Consider the following 14,004-nt stretch of genomic DNA (forward strand, 5'->3'; position numbering starts at 1 on the left):
AAGTGGCTTTCGCGACACCCGCGAGCCTCCGCGTTGCCAGGGAGGCTACGTTCTCCGCCGCCGTTCCCGCATCCGGAATTCGGCACGCGCCAGGCCCCGTCGTCCGGCGATGCCGAGTTTCGTGTAGATCCGCCGGAGGTGGTTCTCGACCGTCTTCGGGGTGACGAACAGTTCCTGGGCGATCTCGCGGTTCGCGCGGCCGGACGCCGCCAGGTCCGCGACCCGCCGTTCGCTCGCGGTCAGCGAGGACGGATCGGCGACGATCGTCCGCCGGGGCCGGTCCCCCAAGGCCTCCAAGGCCTTGACGGCGCGGGTGCGCAAGACCGCCGAGCCGCATTCGGCGGCCAGTTCGATCCCGCGGTTGAGCAGGCTCCGCGCGTCCGTTGACCGCCGGGCGGCCCACATCGCCTCGCCGAGGTCGATCAGCGAACGGGCGAGATGCAGCCGGGCCGGGGACCGTTCCAGCACGCCGACCGACTCGGCCAGCAGGTCCAGCCGCCGGTCGTCGTCGGCGTGCGCGAGCAACCGCAGCGCGGCGCCGATCTCGGTCGCGGTCCCCCACTTCCGCGCGATGATCACCTGTTCCTCGGCCAGTTCCAGGGCGTGGTCCGACTCACCGAGCAACAGTGCGGCGCTCACGGCCGGGACCCGCCACGGAATGGTCGGCGGGTCGACGCCCACCGCTCGCATCTCGTCGCGCTGCAGCAACGCCTGCGTCCTGGCGAGCACGGGATTCCCGATGGCGAGCGCGATCAGCGCGCGAGGTTCGTGCAGCCACGTCGTCGGCATCATGCGCGGACCGTCGCCGTGGGCACCGTCGAACCGCGCCAGCACGTCGGCGGCGGTTTCGAGGTCACCCCGTTCCAAGGCGGCGTAGGCGAGAAAGTGCGTAGCCGTCGCCCGCAGCGCGATCACCTGCGGCGACGGCTCCTCGGCGCCGATGGCGGCGAGCGCGCCCTCGGCTTCGGCCTCCATGGCGGTCAAATTGCCGAGCCGCCAGTCGAGGAACAGCCCGGCGTTGGCGACCATCGCGAACTCGACGGGTGAACCGTGCTCCCGCACTCGCTGTCGCGCGCGCTCGATCTCCCGGCCCGCCTCGTCGATCCCGTCGGCGGAGATCAGCGCGAGCATCGCGACCACCCAGCCGACCATCACGTCGATTCTCCCGGTGGCGTCTGCGAAGTAGGCGCCGTTGGCCAGCGCGCGGCAGGCGGTCGCGGCGACCTCGTCCGCGGGCCGGACCTCGTAGCGCCCCATCTGCGCGAGCAGGCCGAGCAGCGTTCGTTCGTCGGGGGTCCCGCCGCTCAAGCTCGCGTACGCGCTCAGGTGATCGGACGCCGTCCGCCGATGGTGCGGCAGGAACGAGCGGATCACCGCGAGCCGCGCTTCCAGATGGATCCGGCCGGGATCGCGCGGGCCGCCAGGACGGGCGGCGATCGCCTCGCGGAGTTCCGCGACGGCGGCTTCGGGTCCGTCGACGACCGTCGTGGCCGAAGCGGCGGCCGCGACGAGTTCGGCGTCGGGGACACCGTCCGCCGCCACCAGGAGGTGCCGCCGTGCCTCGACGGCCTCGCCCGTTCGAAGCAGCGCGCGGCCCAGTTCGGCCCGCAGCGTGGCGTCGTCCGGGCTCTCCTCGACGGCCCGGCGCAGATGCGCGGCGGCCGTCCTCGGGTCCCCCGCCGAGAGCAACGAGGCCGCGGCCTCGCGCAGAATCCCGGCCGAGCCCCGCAAGGTGCCTCTCGGCGCCCGCACGAGATGAGCGGCGACCCGATCCGCCGGAGCCTTCGCCTCGCACAACGCCTTCGCGGCGTCAGCGTGCAGTGCCGCACGGGCGATCGGGCCCAGTTCGGCGAGGACGGCCTCGCGGACGACCGGATGGACGAAGACGAGATGGTCACCGTCCGCGGTGAACACGTTGGCCGCGATCAGTGCCTCGACGGCGGCCGAAAGCCTTGCGGCGTCAAGCTTCGCGAGCACTCCGGCCTGCCACGGATCACCGCCGGTGCCGAGGATCGCGACCGCTCCGGCGAGCGCGACGGCATCGCCGGGAAGCCTGCCCAGTACCGCGCGGAAAACAGTGCTGGGGCCCAGCTTTCCGACGTCGAGGGCGGTCGTACCGACGTCGAGCGGCAGTCCGAGCGCGTCGATCTCGTCGACGAGAACCCTGGCCAGAAAAGGATTTCCGCCGCTGGCCTCGTGCAGCGAGGTGACCACGTCCCAGGCGGGACGCACCCCTCGGGCCGTGACGAGTTCGGCGAGCGCTTCGGGCGAAAGCGCCTTCGGCAGTACGCGTTCCACTTGCCGCGAGACGCTCAGAAGGGCCAGCTGACCGGCGTTCTCCGCAGGTGGCCGGGTCGCCACGACGAGCACGATCGGCAGATCGGCGATCCGGCGCGAAAGGTAGACGAGGAAGCGCAGCGACGAAGGGTCCGCCCAGTGCGCGTCGTCGACCGTGATGAGCAACGGCCGCACCGACGAGAGATCGACCGCGACCCACCACAACGCGTGCAACGTCCTGGATAGTTCGGCTTCGCTCGGATCTGCGGCCGCGGCGTCGAGGATCTTCCCGCCCTGACGGGAAAGCGAGTGCTCCACCAGCTGACGGACGACACCCCAGGCCATCGCGGCTTCGAGCGCGTCGCCGAAAGCCCGCACCAGGCCGAAACCACGGCCTTTCGCCAGTGCGTGGGTCTCCTGGAGCAGCCGGGTCTTGCCGATCCCCGCCCGGCCCTCGACGACAAGAACCCGGCCCTCGCCCGCCGTGGCGGAGTCGAGCGCCGCTTCGATTCTCCCGAGTTCGCGCTCGCGTTCGAGAGTCGGCTCGTCGCGGTGACGCATCCGAGAAGAGTAGCGGCCGCGACGGGGTTCGAAGGCGTTTCACCAGGTCACATTCCGGAACGAAATGGGTGGGGCGGCCCCCGACGTCCGCCCCCACCCGGGCCACCTAGCGCGTCGGCTGGGTGGAGTTCGACGGCGGCGCCGGAGTCGAGGACGGCGGCGCCTGGGCGGACGAGGAAGGCGGCACCGGGGCACCCTTCGGGATCGCCGCGCTGAACGGGACGTCGGCCCTTTCCTCGCAGTAGCCGCGGGAACCGTTGTAACCGTTGCGGCTCCCCTGACTGTCCTCCACGCCCCGATCGAGATGCGGGCGCGGATAGCGGTTGTCGTCGCCGACCCTCCGCTTCTCGCCCGTGCTCTTCTCGCAGGCGTACCGGGTCGTGCTGAGCGGACGGCCGTTCTCGTCGTAGAGATAGATCTCCGTCAGCGGCTTGCCCTCGGCGTCGAACGCGTAGATGTTCTCCACGTCCTGGCTGCCGTACATCAGCTGCGGGTTGCCGTAGCTGTCGTTGTAGTTCGGCGAGTAGCCGTTGGCGTAGGGACCGTCGGAGTAGGACCGTTTCGCGATCAGGTCGACGGCCGCGCCCGCCCCGCCGAGCATGCTGCCGACGACGAACGCCGAGATCGGTACGGCCAGCCACAGCAGCCGCCGGTCGGTCTTCAGCTTCGGTCCCGCCCAGACCACCGCGACGGCCGCCAGCAACATCAACGGCAGCAACAGAACCGCCTCGGCGTCGCGGAGCACGAGCAGCAGGCCGAACACGACGAGCACCGCCGCGCACAGCACCCACCACGCGGGCTTGAGCGTGCGGAAGTAGGTCAGTCCCTTGCCGTTCCGGTTGCTCTGGAACGACTTCACGATCTCGCGGAGCTTGATCACCTCGGACAGTTCCGCGATCGGCGCGACACCCCGCCGCACCACGTAGGCGACACTGATCGCGAGCACGGGGGCGATGAAAAGCAGGCCCAGCAACGGTTCCACCCGGACCCACACCGCGGCCGCGAAGCCGAACAGCGCGAACCCGCCCATGGAGAACACCAGCCCCCAGAACGCGAACCGCGCTCCGCCGATCCCGGTCTTCACCTTCAGGATGGTGGTGCCGTCGCCCGACTCGGGCGGACGCGGCGGATAGCCACCGGACGCACGCAGCTCGGCGGCGTAACTCTCGGGGCTGCCCAGCCGCTCGATCAGGGCGTCGACCTTGGGGTTGTCCCCCAGTTCGGCCTCCATTTCGGCGAGATGGGGCCGGACGTCTTCGAGGATTTCCTCGACTTCGCTCTCGGGCAGGTCGGCGAGCGCGCTCCTGACCCTCGCCAGATACACCCGCACGGCGGTCGGATTCTGCGTGCTCATGCTGCCTCTCCCAACAGGCTGTTCATTGTCGTGGCGAAAGTCCGCCAGGTCTGCCCCGACTCTTCGAGGCGCTGACGACCCGGCTCGTTGAGGCTGTAGTACTTGCGGTGCGGGCCTTCTTCACTCGGCACCACGTACGACGTCAGCAGGCCTGCCTTGTACAACCGCCGAAGCGTCCCGTACACCGAAGCGTCGCCCACTTCCTGCAACCCCGCGACCCGGAGTCTTCGGAGCACGTCGTAGCCGTAGCCGTCCTCTCCGCGAAGCACCGCGAGAACGGCGAGGTCCAGCACGCCTTTAAGTAGCTGACTGATCTCCACAGTCGCGTCCCTCCCAGTCTTACGCAACAGAAGGTACCACGCATTGCACAGTAGTGCGCAAGGCGGAAGCCACTTGCGCCCGACGGGTAGTTCATGGGTTACTTACTCCAGTAATGAACCACTGCACCAACGAGGTGCACGAAGACTGGGGACGGAGGTGTCGTGCTCGACGAAGGAACACCCCTGTTCGTGCAGATCGCCGAACAGATCGCCGACGACATCGCCGAGGGAAGCCTGGCCGAGGGGGAACGCGTGCCGTCAACCAACGAACTCGCCGCCTTCTACCGGATCAATCCGGCGACGGCGGCCAAGGGGATCAACGTGCTCGCCGACGACGGCCTGCTCGAGAAACGGCGCGGTATCGGCATGTTCGTCGCCGGTGGCGCGCGGCAGAAGCTGCTCACCGACCGGCGGCAGCGGTTCGCCGAGCAGTACCTCGACCCGATGCTCATCGAAGCGAGGCGCCTCGGCATCGACGACGAAACCCTGATCTCGCTCATCCGCGGGAACGGACACCGGAACGGAGGACCCGCCGCATGACGCCGACCATCTCGACCACCGGCCTGACCCGGCGCTACGGCGACCACCTCGCGCTCGGCGAAGTCTCGGTCGACATCGAAGAAGGCAAGATCACCGGCCTGCTGGGCCGCAACGGCGCGGGCAAGAGCACCTTCCTGCGCATCGTCACCGCACTGGAGTTCGCCAGCACGGGCTCGGTCCGCGTGTTCGGGGAGAACCCGGTGGAGAACGAGCGGGTGCTGCGGCGCATGGTGCTCGTCCGCGAGGACCAGCAGTTCCCGGACTTCAAGGTCCGGCACGCCCTCGCGGCGGCGTCGTGGTTCTACCCGAACTGGGACGCCGAACTGGCCGACACGCTGCTGGCCGACTTCGATCTGCCGCTGAAGCGCCCGATCAAGAAGCTCTCGCGAGGGATGCGCTCGGCGCTGTCGATCACGATCGGACTCGCGGCTCGCGCGGAGCTCACGCTGCTCGACGAGCCGTACGCGGGTCTCGACGCCGTCGCCCGGCAGCTGTTCTACGACCGGCTGCTCGACGACTATTCGAATCACCCGCGCACGGTCCTGCTTTCCACGCACCTGATCGACGAAGTGGCCGATCTGCTGGAGCACGTCGTGATGATCGACAAGGGCCGTGTCGTCCTCGACGCGCCCGCCGACGACCTGCGCGGTTCGGCCGCCACGGTCAGCGGTCCCGCCCTCGCGGTGGACGACTTCGTCGCCGGCCGCCGGGTGTTGCACCGCCGCAAGATCGGGTCGCGGGCCTCGGTCACCGTCGCCGACTCGCTCGACGCGGCGGCGAAGGCGCGGGCACAGGCCCTGCACCTGAAGCTCGAGCCGCTTTCCTTGCAGCAGCTGATGGTGCACACCTCCAACGGACAGGCGACGACCGCAGAGGAGGCGTCCGCGTGAACACCCTGGTCAACATCGCGCGTTATCACCTGGTGGACCGGCTCCAGTACCTGGTCCTCCCGGTCGGCGTCACGCTTTTCGCCTTCGGGGTGAACGTGGTCATCTTCTCGGTGATCCCCGAAACACCCGAGCAGAACTACTCCGGCGGGTTGTTCACGCTGTTCGTGTTCATGCTCGTCTGCGGCGCCATGAGCATGACGAAGTCGCTGCCGTTCGGGCTGGCGCTCGGCGTGTCGAGGCGGTCGTACTACCTGGGCACGGTCCTGCTGGTCACCGGGCTCTCGGCGCTGTACGCGGTGGGGATCACCGTGCTCCAGGCGATCGAGAAGGGAACCGGCGGCTGGGGGCTCGGGCTCAACTACTTCCGGGTGCCGTGGCTGCTCGACGGTCCCTGGTACCTGACCCTGCTCACGTCGTTCGTGTTCCTGGTGCTGATGTTCCTCTACGGCATGTGGTACGGCCTGATCTACCGGCGGGCTTCGGTGCTGGGCGTGATCGTGTTCGGCGCCGCGCAGGTCCTGGTGCTGCTGAGCGTGGTGCTGGTGCTCAGCTGGACCGATTCGTGGTCGAAGCTCGGCACGTTCTTCAGCACGCTGACCGTGGGCGGCCTGACCGGCGTGCTCGCGCTGCTGGTCTGCGTCGCGGGTGCCGGCGGGTTCGCCACGATGCGCCGCGTCCGGGTCTGAAGTCCTTCCGCACCAAGGAGTTCGTGACGGCTGTCCCCAATGTGGCATTGGGGACGCTGAGTGTCCCCAATGCCACATTGGGGACACCGCATGCTCCGTTAAGCCACAAGCGATTCCCGTGCCCGGTCCCGGATGCGACCGACCACTGTGGACCGTCGCCAGGCGCGGGTGACCTCGACCAGCCACGCCGCTTCGGCGGCGATGTCCGGCTCGTCGAGGTAGGTCGCCGGAACGTCGTCGGGGGCGTACCGGCGGCCCGCGCCGGAAGCGACGATCGCGGCGGCCAAGGCGGCTGCCTCGATCGTCGCGGGGACGCGGGTTTCGGGGATCTTCGCCTTGCGGGCCTCGGTTTCCGCGACCGCGGGGACCTCCGGATCGAAGTACGGGCGCAGCGCGAGATGGCCGTCCCTGATCTCGATGACCCTGCGGTACAAGGCGAATTCGACGCCGCCCGGCATACCGGGCCCCGGGTCCAGCGCGATTCCCGGGACGGCTTCGCGCAGCGCGGTCCACAGCGGCTCGATCCGGCGGTACGTCCGGTACAGGCCGATCAGGCGGAACGGGGTGGCCAGCGCCGGTCCCCACACGCTGAGCGTCGCGCCCGCCCCGGCGAGCCCGACGCTCAGCGCCGCCAAGATCGCCGAGAGCGTGTCCTCACCGGCGTCGACCGCGCCGGTGGTGGCGAGGACGTAGATGTCGTCGACGTCCCAGAAAGTCCAGGCCAGCGCGGAAACCCCGCCGCCGACGAGCAGCCACAGCCCGGTGCGAAGCGGTCCGGGATCGGCGTGACGCGCGAAGCGGGCGAAGAGGATCGAGAAGGTCAGCAGGCTGATCAAGCCGTAGACGAGGAACAGGACGTTGTACGCGACGAACCAGCCGAGCCCGCCCGGTCCGGCGGCGGTGTGCTCGCCGACTCGATAGCTGTCGGAGAGGAAGAAGAGCACGATCTCGGCGGCCACGACGATCCAGGACAACATCGCGTGCCAGCCGATCCGCTTGCCCTCCCCCAGTTTCAGCGAATGCGCGAACGCGACCGCGAAGGCCATCGCGCCGATCTTGAGCACGTCCGCGGCGAGGTTCAGGAGGCTGCCGATGGGTTCTTCGACGCCGACGGCGTTCTCCATGGCCGGGGTGAGCAGCATGATGCCGCCCGCGATGCACATCCCGAACGCGCTGAGGAACCACATCCGCCGTAACGGCTGGGTGTGCCGGGCCTGGATCAGCTTGTACCCGAAGCCCGCGCAAGCCACCACGCAACAGAAGTACGCGATGGTCTCGGTCACGGCAGTCGTCGTTTCCGGCTGCCGAAAAGATTGTCGACCCTGGCCTTCTCTCCGGCCAGGTCGCTCGCGCTCTCGTCGAGGTGCGCCGCGCCGCGGCCCGCCGTCCGGGCGACGCGCTGCGCCAGCAGGCTGGCGAGCAGTTCGGCTTCCTGCTCCTCGACGGCGCTGTATCCGGTGCGGCCGAGGACCCGGCGGACGAGTTCGGGCGACAGGTTCGGCATGAGGGTCTTGCTGGCGGCCGCGTCGAGCGCGATCCCGTCGGCTCCCGCGTCCGCACCGACATGGCCGCACAGCAGGTGGCCGACCTCGTGCAGGAGGATGTGCCGCCGGTGCAGGGCGGTGGTGTTGGTCGGACAGAGGATGTAGTCCGTGCTCTCGGTGCTCATCAAGAGCCCGCACGGGCCACTGGCGGGGATGCTGACCTGCATCACTTCGATCGGGCGGCCGCGTTCGGCGGCCAGTCCGGCGATGAAGGCGTCGGCGTCGAAGGGTTCGGGCAGGGTGACACCGTCGGCGAGACTCCGGCAGCGGCGCCACAACTCCTTGCGACGGCGGTCCACTCACGCCTCCTTCTTCGAGCCGCCCCGTCCGGATTCCCTGCGGGCGATCGCGTCGATCATGTCGCTGATGGTGTCGAGTCCGTCGGGGGAAAGCGTTACGGCCCGGAGCGCGACGTCGCGGACGCCCGCGTCACGGAGCGCGCCGAGCAGAGCGAGCTCTTCGGCGATCTTGGCGCTCTGCTCATCGTCGAAGAAGTACGCCGGCGAGACACCGAAGAACTGGGCGAGCGCTTCGAGGTGGCGTTTCGTGGGATTGTCGCGGCGGCCGGTGCGCAGCTGCCACAGGTACGTCGTCGAGAAGCTCTCGCCGGTCGCCTCCCGGCAGGCCTTGGCGACCTCCTCGTGGCTGTACGGCTCACGATCGGGTCTCAGCACGATCTGGAAGAGCTTGTCGATCTTGTCGGCGAGCGTCGTCTTGCCGGGCTCGGTCGCGGCCACCATCCCACTCCCTACATGTCGTGCCCGTTCATGCTAGTTGACTACCCGCCCCCATTCATACACGTCAGTTTTCACCTCACACGCGGTTTCGGCTGACAACGCGGGCAGGAGAACGACGAGCGGTTCATGAACGGGTCCCGCCGGATGGCCGTCCCGCACCGGCCGCACGGCAGTCCTTCCTGGCCGTAGGCGTCGAGCGACCGGTCGAAGTATCCGGACTGGCCGTTGATGTTGACGTAAAGCGCGTCGAACGACGTCCCGCCCGCGACGAGCGCGGCGGCCATCACCTCGCCGGCGGCGGTGAGCACGGTGCGGCCGTGGGCCGCGGTCAGCTTGTCGGTCGGGCGGGCCCAGTGGAGCTTGGACCGCCAGAGGGCCTCGTCGGCGTAGATGTTGCCGATACCGGAGACGAGGGTCTGGTCGAGCAGGGCGCGTTTGATCTCGGTCCGCCTCGACCGCAGCGCGCGAACGGCCTGGTCGAGGTCGAAACGCGGGTCCATCGGGTCGCGGGCGATATGCGCGATGGTGCCCGGCAACGCCGTCCCGTCGACCTCGGTGAGCTCCGCGAGCGCGAGACCGCCGAAGGTCCGCTGGTCGACGAAGCGCAGCTCCGGCCCGTTGTCGGCGAAGCGGAACCGCACGCGAAGGTGCTTCTCGTCGGGCGCGTCGTCGGGCTGGACGAGCATCTGGCCGCTCATGCCGAGGTGCGCGAGCATGGCCTGACCGTCGGAGAGTTCCAGCCACAGGTACTTGCCGCGGCGCCGGGCGGCGGTGATCTTGGTGCCGGAGAGCCGTCCGCTGAAGTCCTCGGCGCCCAGTTCGTGACGGCGGATCGCGCGGGCGTGCAGGACTTCGACGTCGGTGATCGTCCGGCCGGCGACATGCGCCTCCAGCCCGGCACGGACCACTTCGACCTCGGGAAGTTCGGGCATGCCGACGATTCTCCCACTGGGCGCCGGACGCGGGCTGAAGGGGACTTTCCCCGCATGCCATGCGACGAAAGCGTCCTTCACCGCGTCGGATGCGGTGAAGGACGCTTTCAGCCCGCCAGGGTCAGGGCGCGAGCGGCCCGACGTCCGCCTTCGTCAACGCCTTCCGTGTCCCGCCGGCCAGCAGTTCGTCGGCCCCGACGTCGAACTTCCCGGACCGCGCCTGGAGATCGATGTCGGTCCCCGCGAAGGGATAGGACCCGACACCGGCGTCGATCGCAGGGCTTCCCGCGGACAGCCGGAAGTCCTGCGCCAGCTGGGGATCGACGGCCTTGTACCCGCTCGAAGGCATCCCGGCGGGCCCGCCCCAGGCGATGTTCCCCTCGTACTTCACGTCCGAACCACCGGGCATGCTCACGAGCGTCCCCGTCCCCCGCAGGATGTTGTTCGCCAGCACGCAGTCCTTGGGCTTGAAGTCGCCACCGTCGCCATGGATGCCGTCGGTGGTGCCGACCACGGTGTTGTACGCGACCACGACGCGGTCGGGCCGGTCGTGGAGCTTGCTGTCCGGTCCGCTGTCGGCCTCGTCGCCCGAGCCGAAGACGATCCCGCGGTTCGCCGTGGAGTTCACGTAGTTGCCGACGATCTTGTGATCGTTGCCGTGGAAGCGGATCCCGGACTTCCCCAGCAGGATGTTCCCCTCCATCACGCTGCGGTCCCCGTGGCGCAGCACGATGAACCCGCGGCTGTCGCGGATCGTGTTGTACCGGACGACGTTGTCCGACGACTTCACGGAGATCGCTTCGGAGTCCCCGTCGGCCTTCTCGAACAGGTTGTACTCGACGATCCCGTCCGCCTTGTACTTCTGATGGTTGCTCAGCCCGAACCGGATCGACTCGCCACCGTTCGAACCGGTGAACTGGTGGTTGTAGAAGTAGTTGTGATGCACGCGGACCCGTTTGGCCATGTCGTCCGACGGCCCGAGCACCTGGAGGAAGACGCCTTGGCTGGTGCGGTTCTGCAGCACGTTGTGGTCGAACTCGGTGTCGTTCCCGTTGAGCGTGACCCAGTTACCACCGCCGGCGAGCTGGACGTCGAGCCGGGTCAGCCGGTTGTGCGTGCTGCCCGCGGGCACGCTCAGCGAACCACCGTGCCGGAGCTTGAAGCCGCGCAGGACGACGTTCGACGCGTTCGAGGAGAACGTGAAGCCCGCGGATCCCTTGATCTCGGCCTTGCCGACGTGTTCCGCGGTGATCGTGATCGGCGCGCTCGCCGACCCGGACCGCTTGATCGAGATCGCCGAGCCCGCCGAGTAGCTTCCGTCGGCCAGCCGGATTTCATCGCCGGGGCCTGCCTTGTCGATCGCGGACTGCAGCGCGCCGAGCGAAGTCACCCGGACGACTTGAGCGGCCGACGCCGTGGCAGGAGCGGCGACCAAGGCCAAGGCCGTTGCTGTGACAAGGCAGAAATGACGCATCCGCCGACCTCTCGACAAGGCGACCCGAAAGGTCGCGTCAGTGGCGGCGGACTGCGTCGACGTTACTGATTCACCGACTCGGACGTCAACGAACCGTCCCGCTGAAGAGGACTCAGGTCGTCTTCGGCGGCTGTTCGATGTCGAGCTCGGCCGAAAGCTGACGCCAGGCCGTCTCGGCCGACTTCTGTTCGGCTTCCTTCTTGGTCGTCCCCGAGCCGTAGCCGAGTTCACGCCCGCCGACGAGGACGGTGGCGCTGAACTCCTTGCGGTGATCGGGACCGGTGTCCTCGACCTTGTACTCGGGTACGCCGAGCCCGGCCGACGCCGTCAGCTCCTGGAGACTGGTCTTCCAGTCCAGGCCGGCACCGCGCAGCGGCGCTTCGGCGAGCAGACCGTCGAACAGGTGGTGCACGAGCTTGCGCGCGATGTCGATACCGTGCTGCTGGTACGCGGCGCCGATGACGGCTTCGAGCCCGTCGGCGAGGATGCTCGCCTTGTCCCGGCCGCCGGTGAGCTCTTCGCCCTTGCCCAGCAGCAGGTGCTTGCCCAGCCCGCCTTCGCCGAGGCCGCGCGCGACCCTGGCCAGCGCGTGCATGTTGACCACGCTGGCGCGGAGCTTCGCGAGCTGACCTTCGGCCAGGTCGGGATGCGTGTTGTAGAGGTGGTCGGTGACGACCAGACCCAGCACCGCGTCCCCGAGGAACTCCAGGCGCTCGTTCGGCGGCAACCCACCGTTCTCATAGGCATAAGAACGGTGGGTCAGCGACAGCGTCAGCAGCCCGGGTTCGATGGTGATCCCGAGCGCTTCGAGCAGTGGTGCGGGGTCGGCGGGTGGTCCACCGGCCGACTTGCCCCCCATGTCGTCGGCTGCCGATCAGGCGGGCTCGACGACCTGGCGACCGTTGTGCTGGCCGCAGGCCGGGCACGCGATGTGCTGGAGCTTCGGCTGCTTGCAGGCGCGGTTGGAGCAGGGCACCAGCTGAACCGGAGCCGCCTTCCACTGGCTGCGGCGCGCGCGGGTGTTGGATCGCGACATCTTCCGCTTCGGGACGGCCACGAGTAGATCTCCTTCAGACGGTCTGCCCGCGGTCGCGAGCGAACTTGCTTCTCCGGATCGAGCTGGTGCTCGTCAGGCTTGCTTTCCGGGGCCGTCAGCCTGGTCATCGCCCGTTTCGTCGCCGAAACGATCGACCAGCGCGGCCCACCGAGGGTCTATCTTCTCATGCCCGTGTCTGGGCGGGAGATCGGCCCACTTGACACCGCATTCGATGCACAGACCCTGGCAGTCCTCGGTGCACAGCGGGGCCAGCGGGAGCGCCAGCACCACCGCGTCGCGGACCGTCGGCTCGAGGTCGATCCGGTCGTCCACCAGACGGGGGATCTCGTCCTCGTCGGTGGTCTCCTCGGTCGCGGAGCCCGGGTACGCGAACAGCTCGGTCAGATCGACCTCGACGTCCTCGGTGATCGGGTCGAGGCACCGCGAGCAGTGCCCCGTCGCGACGGCGGACGCCGTACCGCTGACGTACACGCCCTCGACGACGGACTCGAGCGTCAGGTCGAGCTCGAGGTCGGAGCCGGCGTCGATGGTGATGACGTCGGGCACCCCGAGCGCGGTCTCGACGGGCACGGTGCGTTGGACGGCCTTGCTCAGGCCGGCGTGACGGCCGAGTTCGCGGGTGTCGAGCACCCACGGGCTCCGGTCGTCCAGTTGCGCAGGCCTGGCCTGCGGCGACTTGTTCTCAGACATCGGTCACCAGGGTACGCAGCCCCCGCCACTCACTTTCGGGCACGGTCGGCCCATCGGTCCGTGAAGGCCTCCTTGAGGGACTCTGGGTCCCTCAAGGAGGCCTTCACGGACTTGTCAGGCCTGGTAGTCGTACAGCGAGGTCCGGCTGTTCCCCGGCAGGTTGATCGGGGACCGCAAGTGGTTGCGCCCGGAATCGACCGTCCGCAGCGTGGTCGCCAGCAGTTCGGAGAACTCGGCGAGCTTGCCGTCGACGTAGGCGTCGCAGTCACCGCGCTGCTTGTCGGCCTCGACGTGCGCCTCGTCGACGATGCGCGCCGCCTCGCCGTGCGCGGCCTGGACGACCTCGGTCTGCGCGACGAGCCGGGCCTGTTCGGCGCGGCCGTCCTCGATGGCGCGCTCGTAGGCGTCGCGACCGGCCTGGATCATCCGCTCCGACTCCGCCCGCGAGCGGTCGGTGAGGTTCTGGAACTCCGCCTGCCCGGCGGCGACCATGCGCTCGGCCTCGTCGTGCGCGTCGCCCATCATCTGCTCGGCGCGGGCACGGGCGTCGGCGAGGATGCGCTCGGCCTCGGCCTGCGCGTCGGCGACGGTGCGGTCCGCCTCGGTGTTCGCCGTGGTGACCGTCTCCGCGGCTTCGGTGCGGGCGGTCTGGATCAGCTGATCACGTTTGTCGAGGACGTCCTGCGCGTCGTCCACTTCACCCGGAAGGGCGTCGCGGATGTCGTCGAGCAGTTCGAGCGCCTCCCCGCGCGGGACGACGCAACTGGAGGTCATCGGCACGCCGCGGGCTTCCTCCACGATGGTGACGAGCTCGTCGAGCGCCTCGAAAACCCGGTACACGGCCACTCCCTACCTACAGCGATCCCCACATTCCCTGAACTCAGTTTGCCCTCATCGCCGCCGTAAGGGGTGAAAGCGCGCGGTACCGGGCGTGTCCCGCCC

General features: G+C 69.0%; 15 protein-coding genes. 3 read left to right on the forward strand and 12 right to left on the reverse strand.

The window, feature by feature from the left end; genetic code table 11:
* Positions 1-45: 45 nt before the first annotated feature.
* The 3 genes from B0293_RS41575 to B0293_RS41585 form a co-directional block, all read right to left on the reverse strand.
* A complete protein-coding gene (locus B0293_RS41575) occupies positions 46-2,838 on the reverse strand; it encodes a helix-turn-helix transcriptional regulator (protein ID WP_005160435.1) in 2,793 nt (930 codons plus the stop codon).
* A 106-nt stretch (positions 2,839-2,944) separates the two neighbouring features.
* Positions 2,945-4,192, reverse strand: coding sequence for a DUF1700 domain-containing protein (locus B0293_RS41580; protein ID WP_005160432.1), 1,248 nt, complete (start codon positions 4,190-4,192; stop codon positions 2,945-2,947).
* Positions 4,189-4,512, reverse strand: coding sequence for a PadR family transcriptional regulator (locus tag B0293_RS41585; protein ID WP_005160429.1), 324 nt, complete (start codon positions 4,510-4,512; stop codon positions 4,189-4,191). Before B0293_RS41585 ends, B0293_RS41580 begins: the two co-directional genes overlap by 4 nt.
* A 162-nt stretch (positions 4,513-4,674) precedes the next feature.
* Between B0293_RS41585 and B0293_RS41590 the strand changes: the two genes are divergently transcribed.
* From B0293_RS41590 to B0293_RS41600, 3 genes are read left to right on the forward strand one after another with little or no spacing between them, the layout of a single operon-like run.
* Complete coding sequence (locus tag B0293_RS41590) at positions 4,675-5,052, forward strand: GntR family transcriptional regulator (protein ID WP_005160428.1); 378 nt, start codon at positions 4,675-4,677, stop codon at positions 5,050-5,052.
* Entirely contained in the window at positions 5,049-5,942 is an 894-nt protein-coding gene (locus tag B0293_RS41595) for an ABC transporter ATP-binding protein (protein WP_005160427.1), read from the forward strand. Before B0293_RS41590 ends, B0293_RS41595 begins: the two co-directional genes overlap by 4 nt.
* Positions 5,939-6,628, forward strand: coding sequence for a hypothetical protein (locus B0293_RS41600; RefSeq protein ID WP_005160426.1), 690 nt, complete (start codon positions 5,939-5,941; stop codon positions 6,626-6,628). Before B0293_RS41595 ends, B0293_RS41600 begins: the two co-directional genes overlap by 4 nt.
* A 98-nt stretch (positions 6,629-6,726) precedes the next feature.
* On the opposite strand, the gene B0293_RS41605 is transcribed toward B0293_RS41600, so the two are convergent.
* The 9 genes from B0293_RS41605 to B0293_RS41645 form a co-directional block, all read right to left on the reverse strand.
* On the reverse strand, positions 6,727-7,911 hold the full coding sequence (locus tag B0293_RS41605; RefSeq protein WP_005160425.1) for an MAB_1171c family putative transporter: 1,185 nt from the start codon (positions 7,909-7,911) through the stop codon (positions 6,727-6,729).
* Positions 7,908-8,471 carry a hypothetical protein gene (locus B0293_RS41610; RefSeq protein ID WP_005160424.1) on the reverse strand — a complete coding sequence of 188 codons (564 nt, stop codon included), beginning with the start codon at positions 8,469-8,471 and terminating at the stop codon, positions 7,908-7,910. Before B0293_RS41610 ends, B0293_RS41605 begins: the two co-directional genes overlap by 4 nt.
* Positions 8,472-8,912, reverse strand: a complete 441-nt coding sequence (locus tag B0293_RS41615) for a helix-turn-helix domain-containing protein (protein WP_005160423.1) — start codon at positions 8,910-8,912, stop codon at positions 8,472-8,474.
* A 68-nt stretch (positions 8,913-8,980) separates the two neighbouring features.
* Positions 8,981-9,841 (reverse strand): bifunctional DNA-formamidopyrimidine glycosylase/DNA-(apurinic or apyrimidinic site) lyase, encoded by an 861-nt coding sequence (gene mutM, locus B0293_RS41620; RefSeq protein ID WP_005160421.1) that lies wholly within the window; start codon positions 9,839-9,841, stop codon positions 8,981-8,983.
* A gap of 121 nt (positions 9,842-9,962) precedes the next feature.
* Entirely contained in the window at positions 9,963-11,315 is a 1,353-nt protein-coding gene (locus B0293_RS41625; protein ID WP_005160418.1) for a polysaccharide lyase 6 family protein, read from the reverse strand.
* Positions 11,316-11,427: 112 nt separating this feature from the next.
* On the reverse strand, positions 11,428-12,174 hold the full coding sequence (gene rnc / locus B0293_RS41630; RefSeq protein WP_005160415.1) for a ribonuclease III: 747 nt from the start codon (positions 12,172-12,174) through the stop codon (positions 11,428-11,430).
* A 15-nt stretch (positions 12,175-12,189) separates the two neighbouring features.
* Positions 12,190-12,372, reverse strand: coding sequence for a 50S ribosomal protein L32 (gene rpmF, locus B0293_RS41635; protein ID WP_005160412.1), 183 nt, complete (start codon positions 12,370-12,372; stop codon positions 12,190-12,192).
* A gap of 72 nt (positions 12,373-12,444) precedes the next feature.
* On the reverse strand, positions 12,445-13,062 hold the full coding sequence (locus B0293_RS41640; RefSeq protein WP_039918878.1) for a YceD family protein: 618 nt from the start codon (positions 13,060-13,062) through the stop codon (positions 12,445-12,447).
* Between the two features lie 114 nt (positions 13,063-13,176).
* Complete coding sequence (locus B0293_RS41645; protein WP_005160408.1) at positions 13,177-13,902, reverse strand: DivIVA domain-containing protein; 726 nt, start codon at positions 13,900-13,902, stop codon at positions 13,177-13,179.
* Positions 13,903-14,004 lie beyond the last annotated feature (102 nt).

Origin of the sequence: Amycolatopsis azurea DSM 43854 (assembly GCF_001995215.1) — a bacterium.
Taxonomy (GTDB): domain Bacteria; phylum Actinomycetota; class Actinomycetes; order Mycobacteriales; family Pseudonocardiaceae; genus Amycolatopsis; species Amycolatopsis azurea.